This is a genomic window from Alkalicella caledoniensis (genome assembly GCF_014467015.1).
Classification (GTDB): domain Bacteria; phylum Bacillota; class Proteinivoracia; order Proteinivoracales; family Proteinivoracaceae; genus Alkalicella; species Alkalicella caledoniensis.
The window spans coordinates 2,851,972-2,876,997 of the sequence record NZ_CP058559.1; the positions used below are offsets into that span (position 1 = coordinate 2,851,972).

The window sequence follows — 25,026 nt, forward strand, 5'->3', positions numbered from 1 at the left end:
CCTTATGCTTTATGATGAGGATGAGAAGGTTCTAAAGATTAAAGCAGCAAGAGGGCTAAATCAAGAAAGCATAGATCAAGTCAAACTGAAGATAGGAGAAGGAATAGCAGGAAAGGCCTTTGAGCAAAGTCGCTCAATGGTAGCAGAAAACGGTGATGAGGATCTGCAGTTTCAAAAGATACCGGGACAAAAAGAAAGGTTTAAGAGTATGTATTCCATACCCTTGTTAACAAAAAAAGGATGTATAGGAGTATCAATATCTCCACAAAGGAACCTTTGCTTGCTCAGAAATACAAGCTCATAGAGACTGTAACTAGTCAGTTGGCTAAAGCCCTAGAAAATGCTATAATTCATCACTCAGTGGAGGTCTTAGCAACAACAGACAATCTAACAGGGTTTTATAATAATCGCTACTTTTATGAGGCTTTGGAAAGGGAGATAATCAAAAGCCAAAAAAACAAAACTGAGCTAACACTGGTGACTTTAGATATAGATGACTTCAAAATATTCAATGACAGGTATGGGCACTTAATTGGCGATTATGTACTAAAAGAAATTAGTAATATAATTCATAAAGGTACTAGGGAAAGTGACATACTATGCCGTTACGGTGGTGATGAGCTCTTTATAATTCTTCCTGAAACTGACTCAAAAAGTGCAGCAATTTTGATGAAGAGGATAGTTGAAAATATTGAAAAACACTCTGTAGAAATCGACCGGGAAATTGGACTGGAGTATGAAAAAAACAACGAAAAAAATCAAAAGTCATCCCTTGGGCTTGGACATATCAAAAGCTGGCTAAGTAAGTTTAATACTAAGAAAAAGTTAACAGGGAACATCCAAGTAACAGTTAGTGTGGGAATATGTAGCATAGAAAATATAGACTCAAAATACAGAAATAATAACGACTGTATTAAAACACAATTAATAAAAAAAGCCGACAAAGCTATGCTTGGTGCTAAGCATAAAGGAAAAAACCAAGTGGTAAATGCATAAACATAAGACATAAAAAAGTAGCAGCCTAGTTAGCTAGGCTACTACTTTTTTTATTCGATCATGTAACTTAAAGAAAAATCCTTACCACTAATACCTTTGAACAACTCTCCGTATTTATACAAACCAGAAGGTTTGATTACTTCATCTATTATGAACTTACCGAATTCCTCAGGCTTATCAAATATATCTGCCTCATATTTTTCTTTAAACACCTTAGCCAACATTTCACAGGTTACATCGCCCATGAAGTAGTTATGATAATAAATTGGGTGTGTAGTATGGTGAATCAAAAATGCCCAAGGTGGCTCGCCGCCGAAAGGCTCTTCCCCTAGAAGCTCCTTACGGGTGTTCCAGTATAGTTCATAAATATCTTCTAAGCTTTCAACATCGTGCTTATATAGATTGTGATCAAAGAAGATAGTATTTATAGTCCTAAGGGAGTTAAGCCCCTTATACTCCTTAAGCATGGTAAACTCCTTTTCAACCTTTTCTTTATCATCAAAGAACTTACCATAGAAATTAGGGTCATATAAAAATCCTCCAAACAAGTTGGCGATCCCCTCAGTAACAATACCACTTATACCACGGTTTAAAATCAACTCTTCAGGATCCTTTAAAAAGGAATGCACAGCATGCCCAGTCTCATGTAAAAGCACACCATACTCAAAAAACTTGTTCTTTACATTGGCTAGGATCCTTGAATCCACACCAGTTTCGATGGTGAAGTTATAGCCCCACTCAGATTTATTTGCCCTCGGAAATAAATCATAAGTAATATTGTACTTTGATATATCTATACCAAAAACATCAAATAGCTCTTTAATATTCCCATGATAGTTTGACATATCCACTGCACTATTTAGAGAAGGAGCAATTTTTGAGCTTATATACTGCTCATCCCAAGGCATTATAACATCATCATTTAAGAACTCTTTAGCATACTTTTGTCTCACTTCATTCATCTTAGGAAGAAGTTCATGAAGTTGTGATTTCCAACTATCAAAAATATCCTTATCTAGCTCATTTCGCTCAAGCATATACTCAACAAAATTCTCTGAACCATACTTTTTTGCATACTCTTTTCTCAGCTTAACAAGCTCAATAAATCCACCATCCACCATTGGTTTATTAATTTGGGCTCTAGCAAAAAAAGCAGCCTTACGTCTTTCCCTATCATCATCACTACTTAGTGCCTGTGCAAGCTCCACAGAAGAAACCTGCCTACCTTCGAAACTATACCTAAAAGTATTTAAAGTTTTTGACAGTTCATTGGTTTTAAGCTTAATCTTCATATCCAACTCATTAAGCTCATCAGAAAGATGATAAGAACTAAAAGCACTGTGCATAATTTCCACACGTCGTTTATCAACGGGATCTAAATCTTCATTCATGGCCTCACAAATAATACTATAACTTTCCTTGTCCTTAAAAGCCTCAACCACTTTTTTGTACATATCCTCTATACCGAAATCATACCCCACAGTATAAAGAGTCCAACCTAACTTACTTTGTTCAACCTGAAGCTTATGTAGTTTCTCAGCAATCTCATTAACTTTATTCATAATACTCAACAAAACCACCTCCTAGCTAAATTATACCGTACCCGAAATAAAAATCAATACTGTTTCTACTGTATAAGTAATAAATATAATGACATTTTTTAAAACTTATAAGAATACATTTGCTATTTTGCATATAATTCTACATTATAATTTGTGTTGTTTAAAACAACTAAAGTTATTGAGTGTTTTTTTGCAAAGTTGGTGAATTCTTGATTAGGGAAGTCTGTTATATCTGTTATAATAATTGCTACTTCTCCCTTAGACTCTCTTACAAAATCAAAAAAGCTATTTGTGTAGTGTACAACATATTTACCCCTAGGAAGCCTTTCAGGATAATTAAAGTTATGCTTACAACATTGGATATATATTCGTGGGAAAAAACGTTTCAGCTCACTTATGGATTTTAACACTTTAAGACCTAACTCATTAGACAAATCAACATAAAAATAATCACAGCCATGATTAAGGAATCTCGACAAATGCAATTTTAAGAGTATTATAAGAATTTTTTCATCTGGAAAAGATGATACGTCATTAATTAAGAAACTAGTTATTAAACACTTTTTAAACATTATTATCACCCCATCAAAATAACTCACAGTAATCTAATTATAACAAAGAGGAATAATAAACACAACATTTAGGAATATTTTAAATACCTACTGGGAATATAATATTTCCATAGGGGTGATTAATATGATTAGGATTAAAGAATTAAGAAAAGATAAAAAAATTAATCAACTGAAGTTAGCAATGGATTTAAATATAACTCAAGCATCTATAAGCAAATATGAAATAGGTGCAAGGGAACCTAGTCTAGAGATACTAGAAAAAATGTCTGACTACTTTGATGTATCAACGGACTATATTATTGGTAGAAGCGATATAAAAAAACCAATTTTAAACAAAGAATTAAAAAAAGAAGAAGTAGAATTACTCTACAAGTTTAGGAAACTTACTAGTAGACAAAAGGAACGATTATATGGTTATTTGGATAGTCTAGAAGATGACAATAAAAAGTAATAGCAGAAGAATAATACCAGGGTTAAAAATAGTAATGAAAAAATTAATTCATAGTACAAAAAATAAATATGCAGTTAACAAAGGAGAATGATAATGATAAAAAAAGTAGTATTTTTCGATGTGGATGGCACACTTTTAGAATACATTAAAGGTATGACTAGTCCACTACAATCCACAATTGATGCTATTAAGAAACTAAAAGATAACGGACATGTTGTAGTAATTGCAACAGGAAGGCCTAGACCGTTTCTACCTAAGGAAATACTAAGCATGGATTTCCATGGATACATAACAGCCAATGGAGCGGTGGTAGAAAGAGATAAAGCGCTTATTTATAGTAAGAAAATAGAAAAAGGTATCTTGAAAAAAGCAGTCGAGCTTTTTAAGAAGGAGAAGATAGTATATTTCCTTGAAGGATATCAAAAAGCGTATTTCTCTAGTCTTGAATCTCAAGAAGCTCGGGACTTTTACGAAGTGTTTGGGGTGCCAAGGGAGAATATAACCGATGAGTGGAAACTAGAGGATATAGAAGCTAACAAAATGGTAGTGACAATTAGAGATAAAGATACACTGCAAAGGTGTGTCGAGATCCTAGGAAATGATTTTATCTTTATGAAACACCCAGGGGCATACTCTTATGATGTCTACTTTAAAGACTGCTCTAAGGCAGATGGTATAAGAGAATTTCTCAACTATACTGGCCTAGATATGAAAGACACATATGCATTTGGTGATGGACAAAACGATATAGAAATGATACAAACAGTGGGAACAGGTGTAGCAATGGGTAATGCAAAAGAAGAATTGAAAAGCCATGCAGATTACGTAACTGACGACGTTTTCTCCCACGGAATTGCAAATGCCTTAAAGCATTTTAAGTTAATTTAGTTCTTTGACCCACCAACCAGTAATAGACGGACAGTGCTCCGTACCTGCCCGGACCTTCAAAACTAACCGTATAAACCCTAGCCACAGATCTATATGATTTACATGATCTTAAAGCAAGGGAAATGAAAAGGGCTTAGCCACGGATTTACACTGATTTTCACGGATATCAAAATAAGGGTTGGAGATAAATGCTTAATAGATGGGCTAACTAAGAATGGCTCTCCCAACAGACAGTTGTAGCCAAGGCTTCAGCCTTGGGACCCACGAAAATGTCAATATACTGTAGGGCGCAGGGCTCCGTACATGCCCGGACCCACAAAACCAGTCTTAAAAGGTTTTAGAACATTGTTTAAACCTCAGATTAAAATAAACACCACCCTGTGACATACATATGTTACAGGCAAAGGGTATAATTTATCTCAAAGATCAAACTCAAGGGGTGAATTCTAATGAAAAGTAAAATTATATTACCAATTCTAATAATAGGTCTAACAGCAATTATTGTCCTTCTTGCACTTGGGGGTCAAAGCAAAGAAACCGGTCCTGATTTTACAAGAGACGATGAACTTCGTGCAGCGATCATTGGCTATATAGAATTACAATATAGTGGAAACTGGCATGAGTTTGCAGAACTAGTTACATCAATACATACAATTCTCAACGATACATTGGGCTGGCAAGGGATACCAAATATTACAGTATTAAATAAGGTATCAAAACTTATAGATGACCTCGAACCTCTGATAGATAACATTGGCTACGAACCACTAGCAGAAGACCTAAATGAATTAGTAGCAATTGTTAGAAGGCTACCTGCAAAGGAAAGAACACAAAGTTGGTTAGATGCCCATAGGATAATTCACGACCTAGATTACTTTGTCATAAACCCAGATAGACCAGCTCAAGTAAGAGACTACTGGGGGGTAACAAAAACCATACCAGCCCTACGGGAATCCAGTGGCGGACAACATTAAAAACCCGACTTAGCAGCGGGTTTTTTCTTAACCTCTTAATAGAAAAGTTTCTGTGTTGGCTAGGAAATTGCTTTAAAACTAATGATAAAACAGTAAAATAGGAGGTATAACATGCAAAATGCAAAGTTCACCTTGGTAACAGAAGTTTTATCATATGGCGAAGTGGGATATGCCATAATTTGTGAATATCAAAATGTGATTAACACGGAGCTACTTTCAAAATCAACATTTACAGTGGAAACAAAGGTAGATGGAGAACTGAAACCTAGAACTATTACTAATATCTATACAAACAACCAACCTAGACTCACATATGAACCAACTAAAGGTAGTTACATAATCATTGAATTAGACCCTACTGATCCTCACGCCAGCACCCTTGACTTCGACTCTCAAAAATTCCTCACAGTAAAAAAAGATATAGAATACTACATAACACAAACAAGTGACATAAAAACAGACGATGGTGAAATAATTGTAGCAAATCATCAAAAGTTCAAGCACCAGGATATAATGACACTTATAGTAGATGATTTTGAGCACCTAACACATAGTGATAAGTCAGGAAATGAGCTACCATACTCTATTTATAAACCTGTAATAAAACAACAAGAAAAATACCCACTTGTCATTTTCCTACACGGAACAGGGGAGAGGGGTTATGGGGATAAGTTGCAGCTCCTAGGAAACGAAGGGGCTATAGTATGGGCAAAACCTGATGTGCAAAAACGCAATCCCTGCTTTGTGCTAGCTCCCCAAGCTCCATATGCGCAAGTTCTCAATGCATACTGGACAAAAGAACCAATCTTTAGTCTAGTAAAAGATCTTATTACTAAGACAATTGAGGAGCAACCAATTGATCCCAATAGGGTATATATAACAGGGATATCAAATGGTGGTGTAGGTACATGGTATCATCTGAGAGAAAATCCTGACCTATTTGCAGCTGCAGTCCCCATATGTGGTTTTACTAAATATGATGATGAATTCTTCATCAAAAGGTCACCTGTTATTGATGATAAAACAGTTGTAGTTTTGAAGGATAAACCAATCTGGGTTTTCCATGCTGAAGATGACCCATTAGTTGACGTGAAAAACGGAAGAAAAATAGTTGAAGCAATTAAAAATGCTGGTAACACAAAAATTCATTACACAGAGTATCCAAAGGGGCAAGTTCAGCCAAACGGACACCTCTCATGGGTTTTAGCATACAAAACCCAAGAAATGATAGACTGGTTATTTAATCAAAAAAGATAAAAAATAACACCTAAGACAAAAAGTCTTAGGTGTTATTTTGATGAAGATGCACAACTTGTCAAGTCATTAATCACTAAATAAACCATTCCCCACCTTAAAAATATTTGTTATAATATAGATAGGCATTTATTTAAACTGTACGATAACAGTGAATTTAATCACAAAAGGGAGGGGTACAAGTGATCAATATAGAAAAACTAAAATCCATAACCACCACCCTTGGAACTAGGAACAATAGCAAAGTCCTAGAAGAAGAAATATATTACAATACCGCTAAAAATTTTGGAACAAGACTTAATATAACAAGTTTTGATATGCTAACTGAAAAAATGTCTGAGTTAGGCATAGGACAGGTACGCATAACACTAATATCAGATAGTAAAATAATAGTCCAACTTCATGAATGTTTTACCTGCGGTGAAATGGAATACAGGGGAGAATCTATATGCTACTTTGAAGGTGGGATTCTAGCAGGGGCAATCAGTAGTATACTTGGTCGAAACATGGATGCAGTGGAAACTAACTGCCATGCCCTAGGGGACAATTATTGTGAATTTAAAGTAACTCCTGAAAAAATACAAGAAACTGATTTAGACATAAACAAAAAAGATGACAACATGGTAAATTTAGCTCTTCATTCTTTAAGGCTTGCTAAAAACTACAGCAGAGTAGAGCACAAAACTAAGGAATTTCACTATAAAAATCAAAGGTTAAACCAAGCACTAAAAAGAGCATTGGAAATAAACAACTCCAACAAAACTATTTTGGATAATATGCCAAATTTCTTAGCAATGATAGATAACAATGGAGTTGTAATAAAAATTAACAAGCAATACAGTGAATTTCTTAAAACCTCATCAAGTGAGATTGAAAATAAGAATGTGAATACCCTTGGATGGAAATCAAAGTACAAGGATGTATTAAACAATGGAAATTCAGAAATTTGGCAGGAACAAATCGGAAAAGAAGAGTTCATAATCTTTGAAAGTCCTGTGACAGAAGGAAATGGTGTTCTAAGACAACTCATACCAACTGACTCTGAGTTTGTAAAACTAATGTTTGACAAAATCTCCTTCCTAGAGAGGGAGATGAAATACTATAAAAACAAAGCAGTTGCAAAGAGTAGTGAAACAACGAGTATAGATGATTTATCTGTATCTTCACAAAGTATGAAAGAAGTAATCCCCTACATGAAAAAGGTTTCTAAAACAGATGCCACTGTTCTGCTGAGGGGAGAGAGTGGTACTGGAAAAACAATGTTCGCTAAAGCTATCCATAAAGAAAGCCACAGAAAAAATAGCCCATTTATTTGTATAGATTGTACTACAATCCCTGAAAACTTCTTTGAGGCAGAGCTTTTTGGATACGAGCCAGGTGCTTTTACAGGAGCCAACAAAAATGGGAAAATTGGAAAGTTAGAGCTGGCCCATGGAGGAACAGTATTCCTCGATGAGATAGGAGAGATACCATTAGAAACACAAGCAAAGCTTTTGCGTTTCCTTCAAGAAAAAGAATTCGAGAGAATAGGTGCCATATCAACAAAAAAGGTAGATGTCAGAATTATTGCTGCCACAAATCAAGACCTAGAAGTAATGATTAGTAACGGCAAATTTAGAAAAGACCTATACTATAGGCTCAATGTAATCAACATAAACCTTCCTCCTTTAAGGGAGAGGTTAGAGGAGATTCCTGCATTAGTAGATAAAATACTCCTAGACTTCTGTAAAGAAGTGGGACTAAACATAAAAGAATTCCAAGAACAGGGGCTGAAAGAACTTATACACTACCATTGGCCAGGCAACATCAGGGAACTTGAAAACCTTGTAAAAAGGCTGGCGATAAATAGTGAACATAGTACAATAACAAAGGAAGAAGTTGTAAAAGAAATTCAAAAAACCAAAAAAAATGTAAATCTGGGGATAAACAATCCCGTTACAGATTTAAAAGAGCTAACAGAAAAAGACCAGATTCTAAAAGTTTTAGAGGAACACAACTTCAACAAGACTTCAGCAGCAGACGAGTTAGGTATAACAAGACAGACTCTGTATAATAAAATAAAAAGATATGAAATTGAATGTTAACTGAAAGTGTAAAAGTGTCAAATAAATTTTACAATTGTAAAATTTATTTGACACTTTTTTATTCTACATTACATTTTTTGTAGCTATTGCAGTACTTTTTACCTTGGCATAAAAATTGCGTTTATATATTGGTAATTACAATTTTCTAATATGACCTTCAAAAAAGGAGTGGTTCTATGAAAGTATCAATTGAGTCAAAGGTTAAGTTTCTAGCTACAAATCCAGACCTCTGTCTAGGATGCAGAAGCTGCGAACTAGCCTGCGGTGCAGGTAAAGCGGCAAAATACACCCCTGAAGAAAGAAACTCTAAACGACCCATAGTACCTAGCATAATAGTTACTCAAGCCCAAGGCCTAAACAAAAAAATCCCAGCATACTGCAGGCACTGTGAAAACTCCTTTTGCTTGCAGCTATGTCCAGCCAAAGCTATCACCCGCGAACATGGTGCAGTGAAAATAAATGACGACAAATGTACAGGCTGTGGCATCTGTGAACAAGGCTGCCCCTACGGAGTAATAACAATGACTTCATATAAAGTAAATGAAAGAACTAAAACCCTAGCAAACAAATGCGACCTATGTTTAGACAGACAGATAAATGACAGAACACCACTATGCTACACAGCATGCCCAACAAAGGCAATAACCCTACACTCCTAAACAGTTGCAACCAACCCCCTAATCACACCATTGTAGCCCATCCCTTTAGGGTGGGCTGACCACCACTGGCAACAATATTACAGTAGGGGCAGGGCTCCGAACCTGCCCGGACCCACAAAAATAACCCAAGCTTCACTTCAATTCTTGGAAAGTCAATGTTTAATAAAAAAAGGGAGGATTCAAAAATGAGCAAATGCCATAACCTTTCAAACCAATGCCTAATAGATAAGGCACAAAACGAAAAAATCGATCTAGTTTGGGATCGTTACGAAAAAATGCTACCCCTTTGCGGATTCGGAGAAAAAGGAATCTGCTGTAGAATATGTATGAAAGGACCATGCCGTATAGATCCATTTGGCAACGGTCCACAAGAAGGAATATGTGGTGCCAATGCAGACACCATAGTTGCTAGAAACCTAGTGAGAATGATGGCAGCAGGAGCTGCATCCCATGCATCCCATGGTAAAGAAATAGCTAAGACCCTACTAAATGTAGGTAGACAAACAGCTAAAAACTACTCCATTAAAGACCCAGAAAAACTAAAAGCCATAGCAAAAAATATAAACATTGATATTGAAGGCAAAGATATCCACCAAATAGCTCGGGAAGTAGCATATGAAAGTCTAATGGACTACTCCCGTTTCGAAGAAGATACATGCACATGGTTAACTAACACAATAACCAAGTCAAGACTAGAAAAACTAGAAGGATTAGGTGTAGCGCTAAACAATATCGAATCATCTGTAGCAGACATCATGTCAAGGACACACCTAGGTACAGACGCAGACCCAATAAACCTACTACTAGCAGGTATGAAAACATCCCTAGGTGACTATACAGGCATGCAGATTTCAACACATCTATCAGATGTTCTATTCGGAACACCAGAACCTGTAATAAGTACTGCAAATCTAGGTGTTATCAAAAAAGACGCTGTAAACATAGCAGTACACGGCCATAACCCATTATTAAGTGAAATTATTGTAGATGTTGTTGACGAACTAAACCATGAAGCTATAGCTGCAGGAGCCACTGCAGGTATCAACATAGTTGGTGTATGTTGTACAGGTAATGAAGTACTTCTAAGAAGGGGTATTCCCATGGCATCAAACTACCTGTCCCAAGAACTTACAATCCTAACAGGTGCCTTAGAAGCAATGGTTGTTGACGTACAATGTATCATGCCATCATTATCTAAAATTGCTTCATGTTATCATACAAAAATGTTTACAACCATGCCAGAAGCTAAAATCCCAGGAGCTACCCACCTAGAACTACACGACGAGCATGCCCTAGAAAATGCAAGAGATATTGTTCGTCAATCCATCGAAGCATTCAAAAGAAGGGATGAAAGTAAGATACTAATACCAGAAGAGAAAAGCAATATTATAGCAGGTTTTAGTACTGAATCCATCGTAAACCTACTGAGCAAAATAGACAGTGAAAAACCACTACGTCCAATAATAGACAATATAGTCAACGGAAACATCCGTGGAGTAGTGCTATTTGCAGGATGTAACAACGTAAAAGTCACCCAAGACTATAACTTTGTGCACATGGCAAAGAAATTACTTGAAAACAATATCCTAATCCTTGCAACAGGCTGTGGAGCTGGCGCATTTGCTAAAAACTCACTAATGAACTCCGAAGCCACCAAAGAGTATGCAGGAGAAAGCCTAAAAGCTGTACTGACACTTCTAGGAAAAGAAGCAGGACTAGATGTTCCCCTTCCACCAATCCTTCACATGGGATCCTGTGTAGACAACAGTAGAGGTGTAGATCTTGCAGTAGCCCTTGCAAATGAACTGGGTGTTGATCTAAACCAACTACCACTAGTTGCATCAGCTCCTGAAGTAATGAGTGAAAAAGCCATAGCCATCGGTACATGGGTAACAGGACTAGGAGTTCCAGTTCACATCGGACTTATGCCTCCAGTTGAAGGAAGTCCCCTTGTGGCAAATGTACTAACTGAAGGGTTAAAAGATGTTGTTGATGGGTACTTTATAGTAGAAGGAGACCCACTTACAGCTGCGGATAAACTAACCCAAGTAATTGAAGAAAAGAGAGCGGCACTAAACATTCCTTCTGCAGTGAAGGAGGAAAAATAAATGAACTTTGATCTAACACAGTACGACAACATCAAGAACTGTCCTAAGTGCAAAGAGCCGATCAAGTCAATAAAGCTTAGCTATATACAGAAGAAAATAGAAAATATAACGGAAGATCAACTAGAAAATCTAAAACTCTGCAGCAGGTGTAAAAGAATGAACTACACTCAAGACTAAGGAGGAATTCCATGAAAATAGCCGTTACAGGAAAAGGTGGTGTGGGTAAAACCACAATATCAGCCATGATGGCGAGAAGACTGGCGGAAAAAGGATACAAAGTCCTAGCAATAGATGCCGATGCCGATGCAAACTTTGCAGCAGCCCTGGGCATAGAAATCAAAGAAGAGAACATTAGACCCATATCGGAAATGAAAGAACTAGTGGAAGAAAAAATGGGCTCAGGAGAAGGAGCACAAGGCCTATACACACTGAACCCCTTTGTGGGCGATATCCCAGAACGTTTCTCACTGCATCACAAAGGTGTGGACTTCCTAGCCGTAGGAACAGTAAAAACAGGTGGATCAGGCTGCTACTGCGCTGATAATAAACTCCTAAAAAGACTGCTAAACCATATAGTCCTAAAAAGAGAAGAAACAGTAATCATAGACATGGAAGCAGGGCTAGAACATCTATCTAGAGGAACAGCCCAAGGTATAGACGCATTTATAGTGGTGGTAGAACCAGGACAAAGAAGTCTAGAGACAGCAGTAAACGTACAAAAGATGGCTAAAGAAATAGGTGTAAACAAAGTTTACGCCATAGCAAACAAAGTCAGAGGAGAAGAAGAGCTGGACCTAATCAAGACCTACCTCAAAGACATAGAACTACTATCCCACATCCCATACAACACAAACATCTCCCTGGCAGATCTACAAGGAAAATCCCCTGCAGACCTAGCAGACCAACAAACTATCAACACAATAGATACAATCATAGAAAAATTGAAGTAACAAAAAGGGCACTCCGTCAAAGAGTGCCCTTTTAATATTACTTAAGCAAAGGTTAAACTTCCAAGACTTTAGCTAGGAGCTAACCTTCAACAATTGTACAGTAGAAATTCACCATGGGCTGCTGCACAGGCCATATATACTTAACTAAACTGTCATACTGATTTACTACTGCTGGGTCAAAATCAACGGACCATCCTTAGTAATAGCTATGGTATGCTCATACTGAGCAGACAACTTCCCATCTAGAGTCCTAGCTGTCCAGCCATTACCATCCATCTTTGACTTCCAAGTTCCTACATTGACCATAGGCTCTATGGTAATTACCATACCCTCTTGTAATCGAATCCCCCTACCAGGTTTGCCATAATGCAAAATGGTTGGTTCTTCGTGTATGGTTTTACCAATACCATGACCAGTAAACTCTCGAACCACACTAAAATTATTGGCCTCCACATAACTTTGGATAGCATGACCAATATCCTGAGCCCTATTTCCAATCTTAGCCTGCTCAATTCCCTTATAAAGTGAAGCCTCAGTAACCTCAAGTAACCTCTTTGTATCCTCAGTGATTGAACCCACAACATGGGTCCATGCAGAATCCGCCAAAGCGCCGTTCAGATTAACAACACAGTCAATAGTCACGATATCACCTGATTTAAGTGGGGTTTCTCGGGGAAAGCCATGACAGATTTCATCATTTATAGAAGCACAAGTAGCAAATTCATAACCCCTATACCCCTTCTGCTCAGGGGTAGCACCATGTGCTTTAAGATAATCCTCCACAAACCTATCTATATCCATAGTAGACATGCCAGGCTTAATGGCCTTAGCAATCTCCCTATGGCAAGCTGCAAGTATCTGACCTGCTTTATACATATTGCTAATCTCCCGTTCGCTCTTTAATATAATCATAAAGATCTCACTCCTTACCTCGAATATCCAATAATTACTATTATATCATAATGTACTAAACCACGAAAAGCATCAGGCATACATAAACCCAACCATAAATCCCTTGTAGGGTCGTCGTATACCTCCCTGACTACATAAATAGCATTCATGAATACCCTTACAAACTTAGAGTCTAAGTAAATGTATAACAACCACCCCCAATGACAAAATAAATAAGACTCAAAATTTCCAATTCACCCTTACTGCCCTTCGCACCAGAGATGAGATCTGCGACCAATAAGAAAGGAGTTTCCACATGCTACTAAACCTATTAACAGGCATAGGCCTAAGCACAGCTACTGGTTTTCGGGTATTTATCCCCTTACTAACAATGAATCTAGCCACATATTTTGGTTACATACAACCACCACAAAACCTAGAGTGGATAACATCACCTCAGGCTCTTATAATTCTAATAATAGCTACAATAGTAGAATTTATTGCCTATGAGATTCCATGGTTTAACAACATAGTAAACATGCTAAGTATCCCCTTTGCCACAATAGCTGGGGTTATTCTAACAGCATCGTTTTTAACTGACATAAACCCAGTCCAGCAATGGGCCCTTGCCATAATAGCTGGTGGTGGCACTGCACTGGCAACAGACATATTTAGTAACACAGCACATGTGGCACTGACAACAACCACAGCAGGGACTGCAAACCCAGCCCTTGCCCTAATAGAAACAATTATAACAATAATCATATCCATAGTAGTTATAATAGCCATCACAATACCCATAGCCCTAATCATAATCCCAATTGTAATCAAAATCTTTAGGTCTACAGTAAAGAAAAAGAAGAAAGTTACAGTAAGATGAGGCAGGGCTCCGAACCTGCCGGGACATACAAAACTTAACCCAAATCCAAAAAGTATAACAATTGTACAAAAATGTACCCTTTCCTTTTATTGACAGTAAATTGGGAGCATGATAACATTTACCCAACAAGTGGGAGTGGGTGATAAAAATGATGATCATTACACCAGACAATATTGTTGAATATATCCTGAAAAATACGGACTTATTTAGTTCAGAGCCATTGCTAGTAGAAGATATAAGTGATTATAATCCTGAAGAAGAACTAGAAGGCTTTGTAAACTACATATACAGGGTTTATAACCAGGAAAGATCAGTTATCGTTAAACAGGCAAGACCTTATTTAAAATGTTTTGGAGAAAGCTATGCCCTAACACCTCTGCGTAACCTTTTAGAACATGAAACCCTTAGACTAAGGGGTGAAATAATTCCTCAATTTACACCCAAGACCTTCTACATAGATAAAGAAAATAATATTTTCATCATGGAAGACCTCTCTTACCTTAAGGTAATGCGTTTTCAGTTAAATAAAATGCTTTACTTCCCTAAGTTTGCCAAACAAATGGGAGAATACCTAGCAAAATCAAATTTCTACACATCTGAGCTGTATCTAGAACCTGAAACCCACAGACTACTACAAGCATCATTTATAAATGTTAACATGCGATCTATTATGGAAAATGTCGCCTTTATTAGAGGAGCTTTTGGAGATATTGATTACAATACACCCAATAAAAAGCTACTAAATGTATCTGAGCTAGTATGGTCAAAGGATGAAATTATTTTAGAGTGTCACAAAATGAGAGACATCTTTATGAAAAGAGGCGAATGCCTCATCCATGGAGACTTACATACTTCAAATATCTTTATAAATAGTGATCAGATAAAAATAATTGATATGGAATATACCTTCATGGGCCCCTACTCCTTCGACATGGGTTACCTATTGGCAAACTTCATCTCACAGTTCTCAGCGTTTACCTTTAAGTCAAACATAGACCAAGAAAAAAGAGAGAGCTACTGTCTTTACTTATTAAGTACAATCAAAGAAATATACACCAACTACGTATACTACTTCAACCAATGTTGGGAAAAGGATGTTAAAGATACCTATAGACACGTAAAGGGTTATAAAGAATCGATTTTAGATAACTTTCTATCTGAAGTTATTGGCTTTACTGCTTGCGCAAACTTGAACAGACTCATATCCCTTACAGGCTATCCTGACTATGATGTCATAGAAGACGAAACAGACAAATCCAATGCCCAAGGGTTATCCATTGCAATCGACCAATTTATACTTCTTAACAGAAATAAAATTAAAACCATAGACGAATTGATCCAAACCATTGTAGAAATAAGAAAAAAATTTATGGAAAATAGAAGTTAAAAAAACTCCCCTAGCTGCCCAAAGACAGCAGGGGAGTTTCTATATCTAAAATCTTACTCAACAACAATCAAGTCCTTAGTAAATTTATTTAGCACCTCACAGCCATCCTCAGTAACCATTACTAAGTCTTCAATCCTCACACCAAAATCACCAGTAAGATAAATCCCAGGCTCGATGGAGAAAATCATACCAGGTGCCACACAATCCGTATTAACAGAGGATACATCGCCGAAATCATGTACTTCGATGCCAATGGAGTGTCCAGTTCTATGGGTAAAATACTTACCATATCCCTTTTCCTCTATATAGTCACGGGCTGCAGCATCGATATCACAAAATCTCACCCCAGGCTTTATAACTGAGATGGCCCGTGCATTGGCTTCCCTTACGATATTGTAAACCTCCCTAGCCTTAGGGGAAACAGACCTATAAAAAACTGTACGGGTCATATCAGAGCAATAACTGTTATACTTCGTACCAATATCTATAATAATGCTATCTCCTTCTTTTAGAACAGAGTTGTCAGGACCATGATGGGGATCCGCCCCATTGGCTCCATAGGCAATAATAGGACTGAAGGAGGGACCCTCTGTACCCAATTCCTCATATATACTAAGTAGCTCTTGGACCACTTTTTTTTCTGTATATTCACTTGAAATTAACTCTACAACCTTACCCATGGCAGCATCATTTAAGGTTGATGATTTACGCATCAAATCCTTTTCTGTATCATCTTTCATTGTTCGGATGCCATCTATAATAGGAGAACCATTTACATAAGTACAATCAGACTTTACAGCCATTAGCTCAAGCAAAAACCTAGCAGGCCAGTTTTTATCAATACCTACAGTGCCAGTATCAACATGTTTTGCCACTAACTCCACAGACTTATCAGTATCCTTAAACCATACTTTCACCACACCTAAATCCTCATATACAGGGAAGAGCTCATTGATAAATAACCTATGTTCCCCTTGATCATTTAAATAAAGAACCAACATACGCTCACCTGGGTGAATCCACTTGCCCAGTAGATAGAATATGGATGGGGGATCTGAAACAAGCATCTGAGGGATATTTTGCTCCTTCATTGCCTTCAAAACTTTTCCTATACGTTCTTTATGCACATACCTCACTCCTTTGATTAGTGATGCGAAATTTCTCTACTTATACAATTTCGAGATTGAGAACTATATTCCCTCTATATAATACTGTACAATTACACAAATAATTCAACCAGTTTGATACACAACAAACATTTGCCCAAAACCCTAGTTAGTGATAAAATTTCTACAGGCAAATCCTATTACTGATGGCCTCAAGTCCTATATAACTACATTGAAATCTAACACAATATATAAATACTTTTAGGGGGAGAACCATGTACATACTTTCAGTGGATTTTGGAACATCATCAGTCAAAGCTGCAATACTCAATGAAAAGCTAGAAACCCTTGTATGGGCAAAGTCAGAGTACCAGTTTAACGTATATGACAATGACAAAGTAGAGCTAGATCCAGAATTAGTTTTTACTGGTTTTATAGATTGCACAAGGAAAATGAAGGAATACATCCACAAGGTGGAACTTGTTAGTTTTGACACATTTTCGCCATCAGTGGTACTGATGGATAGAGAAGGGAACGCCCTTTACCCTGTGATTACACATCTAGATAGAAGAAGTATGAAGCAAAGTCAAGAGATTTGTGAAGTCATGGGAGAAGAAGAGTATCAAAAAATCACAGGAATTCTTCCCTTCATAGGCGGTGCCTCAATTACATCAATGATGTGGATGAAAGAAAACGAGCCAGAAATCTTTAACAACGCATATATGCTAGGTCACTATAATACCTACATTTATAAAAAACTCACGGGCATATGGGCCACAGAATATGTAAACGCTTCTATGATGGGCTTATATGAAACAGTAAAAGAAACAGGATGGTCAAAGGAAATCTGTGAAACCTTCGGTATTCCCATGAAGAAACTTCCTGAAGTTTATCAAGCAGGTTCTATACTGGGTCATTTGCGTAAAGAAATAGCAGAAATTACAGGACTTAAAGAAGGAATACCAGTTGCCCTTGGGGGCAATGATGCGGCAACTGCTCAAGTGGGAGCTGGGAATACTAAAGTAGGTGATGTACTGCATATCTCAGGAAGTAGTGAAATGGTATCCATACTCACTGACAAACCCATAGTAAACAAAAAATACTATCTGAGAAAAGCTGCAACCCCAGGCATGTGGCAAATATTTGCCATAACAGTGGGTGGTTTTGCAATCGATTGGTTTAGAAAAGAATTCTATAGCGAGATGGATATAAACCAATTTTACAACACCTATCTAGTAGATATTATAAAAAACAGGTTAGACAATAAGACCGTAGAATTTATGCCCTACCTTGCTGGAGATAGGCAGAGTCTAGAAAAGAAAAGAGGAGCCTTCACTGGGCTTACCCTTGATACAACCAGAGAGGATATGCTTGTATCCATACTAATTGGTATGCATAATCCCGTTATTGAAACTATTAAACTTGCCCAAGAATTTATGGAGCTAAACAAAAGGATTAAAATAACCGGTGGACTCACAGGAGAAGAGTACATTTCCCTCAAAAAGAAAATATTTAAAGGATTCCAGTATGAAATAGTTGACGACTGCCCAATAATAGGGAACGTAAAACTCGCCCTTATGTGTTAATGATACTATAACAAACCCTTTGCTGTTGGGTTACAGCAAAGGGTTTGTGTCGTTCACGGAGCCATAAAGATCTTCTTGATTAAATAAGTTTATAAAAATTTTACTAAGTTGTATTGATACTATTTTCACACTGTGATAAATTAGGAGCAGAGCCAATAATCTTAGACCTCTTAACGAAAGGTAGAAACAAAGTAGCTATAAAATTGTAATGTGAGGGAAAATAATGAAAAACAACATGAAGAATCTTATAATTCTAATAATGATTTTAACAATGGTCATGGGTTTGTCTTCAAACATGACATACGCGCAGCAAAACAATGGCGATACAGAAGAAACTGTTCAAACTGTGGAGGAAGAAAATGAGCCTGATACTGATGAAAACGAAGAAGAGGAAGTAGAGCCTGCAAAAGGGTTTGTTTCAGTACGCTATGTAGATGAAAGTGGTTCTAACATTAGTGAGATCACTGTGAAGGAGCTTGGTTTAGGGAAGCATTACATCGAATCAAAAACCATAGCTGGCTATGAACTTATCAGCCCAATAACTCAATCTGTTACCCTAGAAGAAGCTGGGCAACAAAAAGAAATTGTTTTCCAGTATAAAAAGCAGCAGCCAGAACCTCAACCAGCGCCTGCTCCGGACCCAGTTGATGAAACAGACACCGAAGAGAACCAGCCAGAGCCAGAACCAGAACCTGAAGCAGCGGTAGAAGGTATCACCATGGTTGCCCAACCATATAAAACAACGTATCGTATAGGTGAAGAAATAAACTTAGATGGACTAGTGATCTACAGAGAACTGAGTAACGGTGAAGAAGAAGAGGTACCCCTAGAAGAGTTAACTGTCACAGGCTTTAACAGTGAAGAAGCCCAAGAAGATCAACTAGTTACAATCTCGTATAACGGATACACTGCTGAGTTTACTGTAACCATAGAGGAAGGAGAATCAAGAGGTTTTTTTGCCCGTGTTCTTCCTATGGTGCTAGCTATAATTGTAATTGCTCTTTTAGCAGTGGGAACAGTAGTACTAGTAAAAAGAAATAAAAACAAAAAAACAGAAAAACAAGATAAACCCAAGGATAAAATCACTAAAGCACAAAAGAGGAAAAGGATAATTATCATTACAGCAATAGTACTTGCTCTCTTATTAGTAGTAGGCTATGTAACTGCACTATACCTACTAGGGCGTATGGAAAGGGAGAAAATTCCCCAAGACGATGACTCCCTAGGAATAGAAAAGGGAACAGGAGTTAAAGGCATTACCAACATAGCCATTTTTGGAATCGATTCTGAAGATGGCATGAAGGGTCGAAGTGACTCTATCATGATTCTAACCCTCGATGAAAAGAATGATAAAATAAAAATAACCTCAATAGCCAGAGATTCCTATGTTGACATACCAGGACGTAAAATGGATAAAATCAACCATGCCTATGCCTTTGGTGGCCCAGAGCTTGCGATAAAAACAATAAATCAAAACTTTGGGCTAGACATCCGACACTTTGTATCAGTTAACTTTACGTCAATGCCAGCAATCATCGATGCTGTAGGTGGCGTAGAAGTAAAAATCACAGATAGAGAAGCCAGGGAAGTTCCAGGAATCAATAGTGGCGGAACCCATTTATTAAATGGACAACAAGCCCTTCGATTCTCAAGAATCCGTAAAATAGACTCTGACTTTGAAAGAAGTAGAAGACAAAGGGATGTAATGGAGTCTGTCATAAAAGCAGCTTTTAAAACACCAGTAACTTCCTACCCCGGGATGCTCAATAAAGTCCTTCCACACCTTACCACAAACCTAACATCAAACCAAATCCTAAGCATGGGTGGAAGAGCTGTCATGAACAATATCAGCACAATAGAACAAGTACAGTTTCCTCCAGCTTCCATAGCAAAAGGACAAATAGTAAATGGTGTATGGTATTACGTATTTGATTTAAATGAAGGATCGAAAAAACTAAGCGAATACATCTTTCAGGACATACCTATAAATTAAAAGCTATAGCGTTATCTTCTGCTTTGGTATAAACACCAAGTAGTACTAACACAAAGTAAACAAGAGATCCTACATAGGCGAGGGCACTGAAAATCTTATGTATTTCATTTAAACAGAATAACTTGTACTAAAAAAAAACGACTCTCTATTCAAAATTTGAATCTAGAGTCGTTTTTTAATGATTATGCCATTTTTTATTTCGCTTATTCTTAATCCATTATTTTTAAAATTCTTTTTAGGTTTACCGTAAATATTGACATAGCTCCCTGCATCTCCATGCCAATTAGACCCGAGGATTTTGAAACATCATACCCGTGTCTATGTTTTAATTCACTATTTTTTGCTTCTATTTTATAGCGCTCTTTAGATTTTTCTTTAAAGTAATCACTTTCTTGGAATTTCGCCTGCTCGGTATGTTCGTCAGATTTGATGCTTACGGAATAGGTCTTACTTTTAGCTCCAGATTTATAGCACCCTTCTTTTAAATGGCATACCTTACACTTTTCTATATCAAAATAGTATGTGTCTGTTTGATTAGTGGAAAATTTTTTCTTCCCTTGGCGAGCTTTACGTATAGCCATATGGCCAGCCTTACATATATACATTCCAGCATCTTTATTAAAATCGAATTCATCTTCTTTTTTTCGGAAACCTTGTGTTACAGATGGGTTTAATTTGGCGACTAATTTTATTTTTTTCTCTTTTGTATATTCAATGTTGCCTTTTTCAGAATATGCAGCATCACCGATAACAGTTTCAACTTTCATCCCAGCTTTTACACTTTTTTCTATCAGTGTTTCTAATTGTTTCCCATCATTTTTTTCTCCGGTTGTAACTGTTGCAGCTGTAATAATTCTTTCTTCGCTTATGGCAATATGGGTTTTGTAACCAAAAAATGATGTATCGGCACTTTTATGACCTATTCTTGCATCTTGATCCTGAGATATTTGTAAGTGTTCAATATCATCAGCAACTGATTCTTTTAAAAGGTTCAATTGTTCCTTTACTTTTGGATATTGAGCAAAAGCATCTTCCTTTTCAACCACCTCAATAAGCTTGTGGCAATAGTCTATTTCAGCTTCTAAGGCATCTGTTGTGTTTTTGGTAGGAAATTTATCCTTCATAGTTTCATCTATCTGATAAATAACTTTTCTCAGCTTTTTAGACCGATCCATCAGAATTTCTCTGGGGGATTTTTGATTGTAGCGCGCTCTTGTGTGGGTGGCATCCACGATAATGGATTTACTTTTGATGATTTCCTTTTCAATGGCTATTTCAACAGTTTTATTGATAAGCATATCCAATAAGTTTATATTTTCTAAGCGTAGTTTTCGAAATTTCGTAAGAGAACTTGGCTCTATCACCGACTCTTCAGGAGCCATATTTAGAAAATACTTAAAGGACATGTCATATTTTGAGCGTTCCACCACATCTACATCCGACAAGTCATAAATCGTTTTTAGTAATAAATACTTAAACATGCGAATGGGATCGATAGCATTTCTACCGTTATTATGGCAATATTTATCTTTAAGCTCACCATAAACAAAAGAGAAGTCGACCAGATCATTAATTCTACGGAGTAAATTTTCCTTTGGAACGACCAAATTATATATCTCCATATATGGACTTAAAATCATTGACTGTTGATTTTGTATCATAGCACCCACCCAATTCTTAATTGATACTTCAATTATACAGCAAAAAAAGCATAATTACCTTAGTGTTTAAGGAATTATGCCTTTTTTCGCTTTGAAGGGACTTTTTCAGTGCCCTCACATAGGCTCTCTTGTTTTTTATATATACCTTTTATAACAATAAAACTACTAAATCATTTCCTTTTTAAAAGAAATAGATTCCTAATTGTAGGAAATGTTTACTGGCAATATAATGAGACTATAAAATAAAAAGGGGGTATTTATAAATGAGTGTAAAAAAAATGAGTGCTTGGGAGTTCTTTCAAACCCTTGGGAAAACTTTTATGTTACCAGTTGCCCTATTGGCAGCTATGGGTATCTTGTTAGGAATTGGTTCTGCTTTCACAGGTGGAACAACTATTGAAATGTTTCCTTTTTTAGGGGCACCTTTCTTACAACAATTATTTAATTTTATGATTAGTATAAGTTTAGTTGCTTTTTCATATTTACCGTTGTTATTCGCGGTGGCGATACCACTTGGCATGGCAAGGGAAAATAAGCAAATAGCTGCTTTTGCAGGGCTTGTAGGTTTTATAGCAATGCATCTAGGTACGAATTTCCTTTTATCTGCAAGGGGTATACTTGATTCTGTAGATACTAAAATGATATTAGGTATACAAAGCATTGATACAGGAGTACTTGGAGGGTTATTCTGTGGTATTATAGTATTTTTTATTCACGAGAGATTTCAACACATTGAACTTTCAGATGCATTTACTTTCTTTAGCGGGACTAGGTTTGTAGCAATTGCCACAACCTTAATAATGGCGATTATCGGTTTGATGGTACCATTTGTATGGCCAATTATGGCAAGGGGTATAGCACAAGTGGGAAATATGATTCAAAAAGCTGGACCTTTTGGGCCATTTTTGTTTGGAGCTGGTGAACGCTTACTATTGCCATTTGGTCTTCATCATATACTAGTTGCTACAATAAGATTTACTGAAGCAGGAGGTACATATATAACAGAATCAGGAGAGTCTATCCACGGTGCTTTGAATATATTCTATAACCAGTTCTCACAGGGAGCAGAATACGTATCTCCAGAATTCACAAGATTTTTATCTCAAGGGAAAATGCCAACATTTTTATTTGGTTTATCTGGTGCCGCTTTTGCTATGTATAAAACTGCATACTTAGAAAACAAAAACAAAATAAAAGGACTTCTAATTTCAGCAGTTATTGCTGCCGCAGTGGGAGGTATAACTGAACCAATAGAATTTATCTTTTTATTTATTGCACCAGCATTGTATCTATTCCATGCCTTCATGACAGGTTTAGGTTTTATGGTTATGGGATTGCTAAATGTAGCCATAGGTAACACAGACGGTAATATTATTGACTTCTTTGTATTTGGTGTGCTTCAGGGTACATGGACAAAATGGTATATGGTAATACTGGTAGGTATAGTATGGTTTGCAGTATATTACTTTGTATTCAAATGGTATATTGAGAAGAAAAATATACCTACCCCTGGTAGGGAAAATTCAGAAGTTAGTAATAATGTTGTTGAAAGTGGCGATATTGCAGGCTATTCAGCTAAAGTTATGCTCGAAGCCTTAGGTGGTAAAGGCAACATAGATGTTCTAGATAATTGCATTACAAGACTTAGACTGGTTGTTAAAGATTCAAATATTATTGATGTTGAGGCAGTAAAAAGAGCAGGGGCTATAAATGTAGTTAAGTTAGATGAGACGAACGTACAAGTGATAATTGGACCAAAAGTACAAGTGTTGAAGAGACAACTAGATAAACTGATATAATGGAAAAAGGAGGATTTTTCCTCCTTTTTTTCTACTTTAGGGGGTATAGAAATGAATTTTGACAAGGTCATAAATAGAAAGGGAACTTATTGTACTCAATGGGACTACATAGAAGATAGATTTGGAAAAGGGAACAGTGTTCTTGTACCCTACTCTATATCTGATACAGACTTTCAAGCCCCAGTAGAAATAATAAATGAAATAAAAAAAAGAGCAGACCATGGAATTTTTGGGTATTCACGATGGGATCATGATGACTACAAAAATTCAATTGTTAACTGGTACCAAGAAAGGTACAATACCCGTATAAAGAAAGACTGGGTTGTTTACTCACCTTCAGTTTTATATACTATTTCAACTTTGATGGAGCTACTAGCTGGTGAAAACAAAAAAATCATGTCACATACACCTAGGTATGATGGGTTTAGTAAGATATTTGCCCACTACGAAGTAATAAATATTCCTCTTGAAGAAACCCAAAAAGGTATTTTCAAAACAGATTTAAGTACCATAGAGCAAGGTTTTAAAAGTGGAATTAAGGTACTAGTCCTATGCAATCCAGATAATCCTACAGGTAAGGTATGGAAAAAAGACGAATTAGAGGAGTTAATCAGCCTAGCAAAAAAGTATAAAGGTTATATAATATCCGATGAGGTTCATATGGATATCACAAGAAGAGAGCCCACATCGGTACTAAAAATTGATGCCCAGTGTTGTATTAGTGTTAATTCACCAACAAAGACATTTAATACACCTTCGTTAGGCGGGTCTTACGCTGTAATACCTGATACACATATTCGAGGAAAATACCTTAAGCAAATGAAAGAAGTTCATTCAGTAGGATCACCACCGATTTTTGGTGTTCTATCAACGATAACAGGGTACAACGAATGTGCTTATTGGGTAGATGATTTAAATAATTACGTAAGGGAAAATTGCGAATTAGTAGTTAATGAACTAGATGGCTACAAAGGTTTAGAGGTTTATGTTCCTGAGGCGACTTTTCTGATGTGGATAAACTTTAAAAAAACTAACATTAAGCTATCTGCCTTAAAAGAATCCTTAATTAAAAATGGTAACGTTGCCATAATGTCTGGAGATATATACGGAGATAGCTATAGGCTTAGACTAAATGTTGGATGCCCTAGGTCAAAACTTGAGTATGGTATTAAAGGAATAAAAAAAGCAGTTGACAGCATCAAAGTTTAGTATTAAATTAATATCA

22 protein-coding genes are annotated in these 25,026 nt (G+C 36.7%); 17 read left to right on the forward strand and 5 right to left on the reverse strand.

The genetic code is table 11. The annotated features are described in order from the left end of the window. The first annotated feature begins 4 nt into the window (after positions 1 to 4). Entirely contained in the window at positions 5 to 304 is a 300-nt protein-coding gene (locus tag HYG86_RS14030; protein ID WP_213166209.1) for a hypothetical protein, read from the forward strand. Beyond that, positions 241 to 996, forward strand: coding sequence for a GGDEF domain-containing protein (locus HYG86_RS14035; RefSeq protein WP_213166210.1), 756 nt, complete (start codon positions 241 to 243; stop codon positions 994 to 996). The genes HYG86_RS14030 and HYG86_RS14035 overlap by 64 nt, the downstream gene beginning before the upstream one ends. Positions 997 to 1,046: 50 nt before the next feature. Here HYG86_RS14035 and HYG86_RS14040 read toward each other — a convergent pair whose 3' ends face one another. Continuing rightward, a complete protein-coding gene (locus HYG86_RS14040; protein ID WP_246451968.1) occupies positions 1,047 to 2,558 on the reverse strand; it encodes a M3 family metallopeptidase in 1,512 nt (503 codons plus the stop codon). 122 nt (positions 2,559 to 2,680) lie between these two features. Next, positions 2,681 to 3,130: a hypothetical protein gene (locus HYG86_RS14045; RefSeq protein WP_213166212.1), complete on the reverse strand. Its 450-nt coding sequence runs from the start codon at positions 3,128 to 3,130 to the stop codon at positions 2,681 to 2,683. 124 nt (positions 3,131 to 3,254) lie between these two features. Here HYG86_RS14045 and HYG86_RS14050 point away from each other — a divergent pair, with 124 nt between their 5' ends. From HYG86_RS14050 to HYG86_RS14090, 9 genes are all read left to right on the forward strand, one after another. Further along, a complete protein-coding gene (locus HYG86_RS14050; protein WP_246451793.1) occupies positions 3,255 to 3,581 on the forward strand; it encodes a helix-turn-helix domain-containing protein in 327 nt (108 codons plus the stop codon). A 93-nt stretch (positions 3,582 to 3,674) separates the two neighbouring features. Next, complete coding sequence (locus HYG86_RS14055) at positions 3,675 to 4,469, forward strand: Cof-type HAD-IIB family hydrolase (RefSeq protein WP_213166213.1); 795 nt, start codon at positions 3,675 to 3,677, stop codon at positions 4,467 to 4,469. Between the two features lie 449 nt (positions 4,470 to 4,918). Further along, entirely contained in the window at positions 4,919 to 5,443 is a 525-nt protein-coding gene (locus HYG86_RS14060) for a hypothetical protein (protein ID WP_213166214.1), read from the forward strand. Between the two features lie 111 nt (positions 5,444 to 5,554). Continuing rightward, positions 5,555 to 6,700 (forward strand): prolyl oligopeptidase family serine peptidase, encoded by a 1,146-nt coding sequence (locus HYG86_RS14065; RefSeq protein WP_213166215.1) that lies wholly within the window; start codon positions 5,555 to 5,557, stop codon positions 6,698 to 6,700. Positions 6,701 to 6,879: 179 nt separating this feature from the next. Beyond that, on the forward strand, positions 6,880 to 8,781 hold the full coding sequence (locus HYG86_RS14070; protein WP_213166216.1) for a sigma 54-interacting transcriptional regulator: 1,902 nt from the start codon (positions 6,880 to 6,882) through the stop codon (positions 8,779 to 8,781). Positions 8,782 to 8,957: 176 nt separating this feature from the next. Beyond that, a complete protein-coding gene (locus HYG86_RS14075) occupies positions 8,958 to 9,440 on the forward strand; it encodes a 4Fe-4S dicluster domain-containing protein (RefSeq protein WP_213166217.1) in 483 nt (160 codons plus the stop codon). Positions 9,441 to 9,625: 185 nt separating this feature from the next. Continuing rightward, the gene (gene cooS, locus HYG86_RS14080) at positions 9,626 to 11,548 is read left to right on the forward strand and encodes an anaerobic carbon-monoxide dehydrogenase catalytic subunit (RefSeq protein WP_213166218.1); all 1,923 of its coding nucleotides are present in this window, start codon (positions 9,626 to 9,628) and stop codon (positions 11,546 to 11,548) included. After that, complete coding sequence (locus HYG86_RS14085) at positions 11,549 to 11,725, forward strand: hypothetical protein (RefSeq protein WP_213166219.1); 177 nt, start codon at positions 11,549 to 11,551, stop codon at positions 11,723 to 11,725. Positions 11,726 to 11,736: 11 nt separating this feature from the next. After that, on the forward strand, positions 11,737 to 12,498 hold the full coding sequence (locus HYG86_RS14090; protein ID WP_213166220.1) for an ATP-binding protein: 762 nt from the start codon (positions 11,737 to 11,739) through the stop codon (positions 12,496 to 12,498). A gap of 165 nt (positions 12,499 to 12,663) precedes the next feature. On the opposite strand, the gene map is transcribed toward HYG86_RS14090, so the two are convergent. Further along, positions 12,664 to 13,410 carry a type I methionyl aminopeptidase gene (gene map, locus HYG86_RS14095; protein ID WP_213166221.1) on the reverse strand — a complete coding sequence of 249 codons (747 nt, stop codon included), beginning with the start codon at positions 13,408 to 13,410 and terminating at the stop codon, positions 12,664 to 12,666. A 295-nt stretch (positions 13,411 to 13,705) separates the two neighbouring features. Here map and HYG86_RS14100 point away from each other — a divergent pair, with 295 nt between their 5' ends. Together HYG86_RS14100 and mtnK are read left to right on the forward strand one after the other, a co-directional pair. Further along, positions 13,706 to 14,269: a DUF4126 domain-containing protein gene (locus HYG86_RS14100; RefSeq protein WP_213166222.1), complete on the forward strand. Its 564-nt coding sequence runs from the start codon at positions 13,706 to 13,708 to the stop codon at positions 14,267 to 14,269. A 148-nt stretch (positions 14,270 to 14,417) separates the two neighbouring features. Then, positions 14,418 to 15,656, forward strand: a complete 1,239-nt coding sequence (gene mtnK, locus HYG86_RS14105; RefSeq protein ID WP_213166223.1) for an S-methyl-5-thioribose kinase — start codon at positions 14,418 to 14,420, stop codon at positions 15,654 to 15,656. Between the two features lie 53 nt (positions 15,657 to 15,709). Here the strand turns inward: mtnK and HYG86_RS14110 are convergent, their stop codons facing one another. Then, positions 15,710 to 16,783, reverse strand: coding sequence for a M24 family metallopeptidase (locus HYG86_RS14110; protein WP_213166224.1), 1,074 nt, complete (start codon positions 16,781 to 16,783; stop codon positions 15,710 to 15,712). 254 nt (positions 16,784 to 17,037) lie between these two features. Between HYG86_RS14110 and HYG86_RS14115 the strand changes: the two genes are divergently transcribed. After that, positions 17,038 to 18,348, forward strand: a complete 1,311-nt coding sequence (locus HYG86_RS14115; RefSeq protein WP_213166225.1) for an FGGY-family carbohydrate kinase — start codon at positions 17,038 to 17,040, stop codon at positions 18,346 to 18,348. Between the two features lie 223 nt (positions 18,349 to 18,571). Further along, positions 18,572 to 20,341 (forward strand): LCP family glycopolymer transferase, encoded by a 1,770-nt coding sequence (locus tag HYG86_RS14120; protein ID WP_213166226.1) that lies wholly within the window; start codon positions 18,572 to 18,574, stop codon positions 20,339 to 20,341. A gap of 209 nt (positions 20,342 to 20,550) precedes the next feature. Here the strand turns inward: HYG86_RS14120 and HYG86_RS14125 are convergent, their stop codons facing one another. Next, positions 20,551 to 22,002 (reverse strand): IS1182 family transposase, encoded by a 1,452-nt coding sequence (locus tag HYG86_RS14125; protein WP_213166227.1) that lies wholly within the window; start codon positions 22,000 to 22,002, stop codon positions 20,551 to 20,553. Between the two features lie 263 nt (positions 22,003 to 22,265). Between HYG86_RS14125 and malX the strand changes: the two genes are divergently transcribed. Both malX and HYG86_RS14135 read left to right on the forward strand, forming a co-directional pair. Continuing rightward, positions 22,266 to 23,801 carry a maltose/glucose-specific PTS transporter subunit IIBC gene (gene malX / locus HYG86_RS14130; RefSeq protein ID WP_213166228.1) on the forward strand — a complete coding sequence of 512 codons (1,536 nt, stop codon included), beginning with the start codon at positions 22,266 to 22,268 and terminating at the stop codon, positions 23,799 to 23,801. A gap of 51 nt (positions 23,802 to 23,852) precedes the next feature. Beyond that, a complete protein-coding gene (locus HYG86_RS14135; RefSeq protein WP_213166229.1) occupies positions 23,853 to 25,010 on the forward strand; it encodes a MalY/PatB family protein in 1,158 nt (385 codons plus the stop codon). The last annotated feature ends 16 nt before the right edge of the window (positions 25,011 to 25,026 follow it).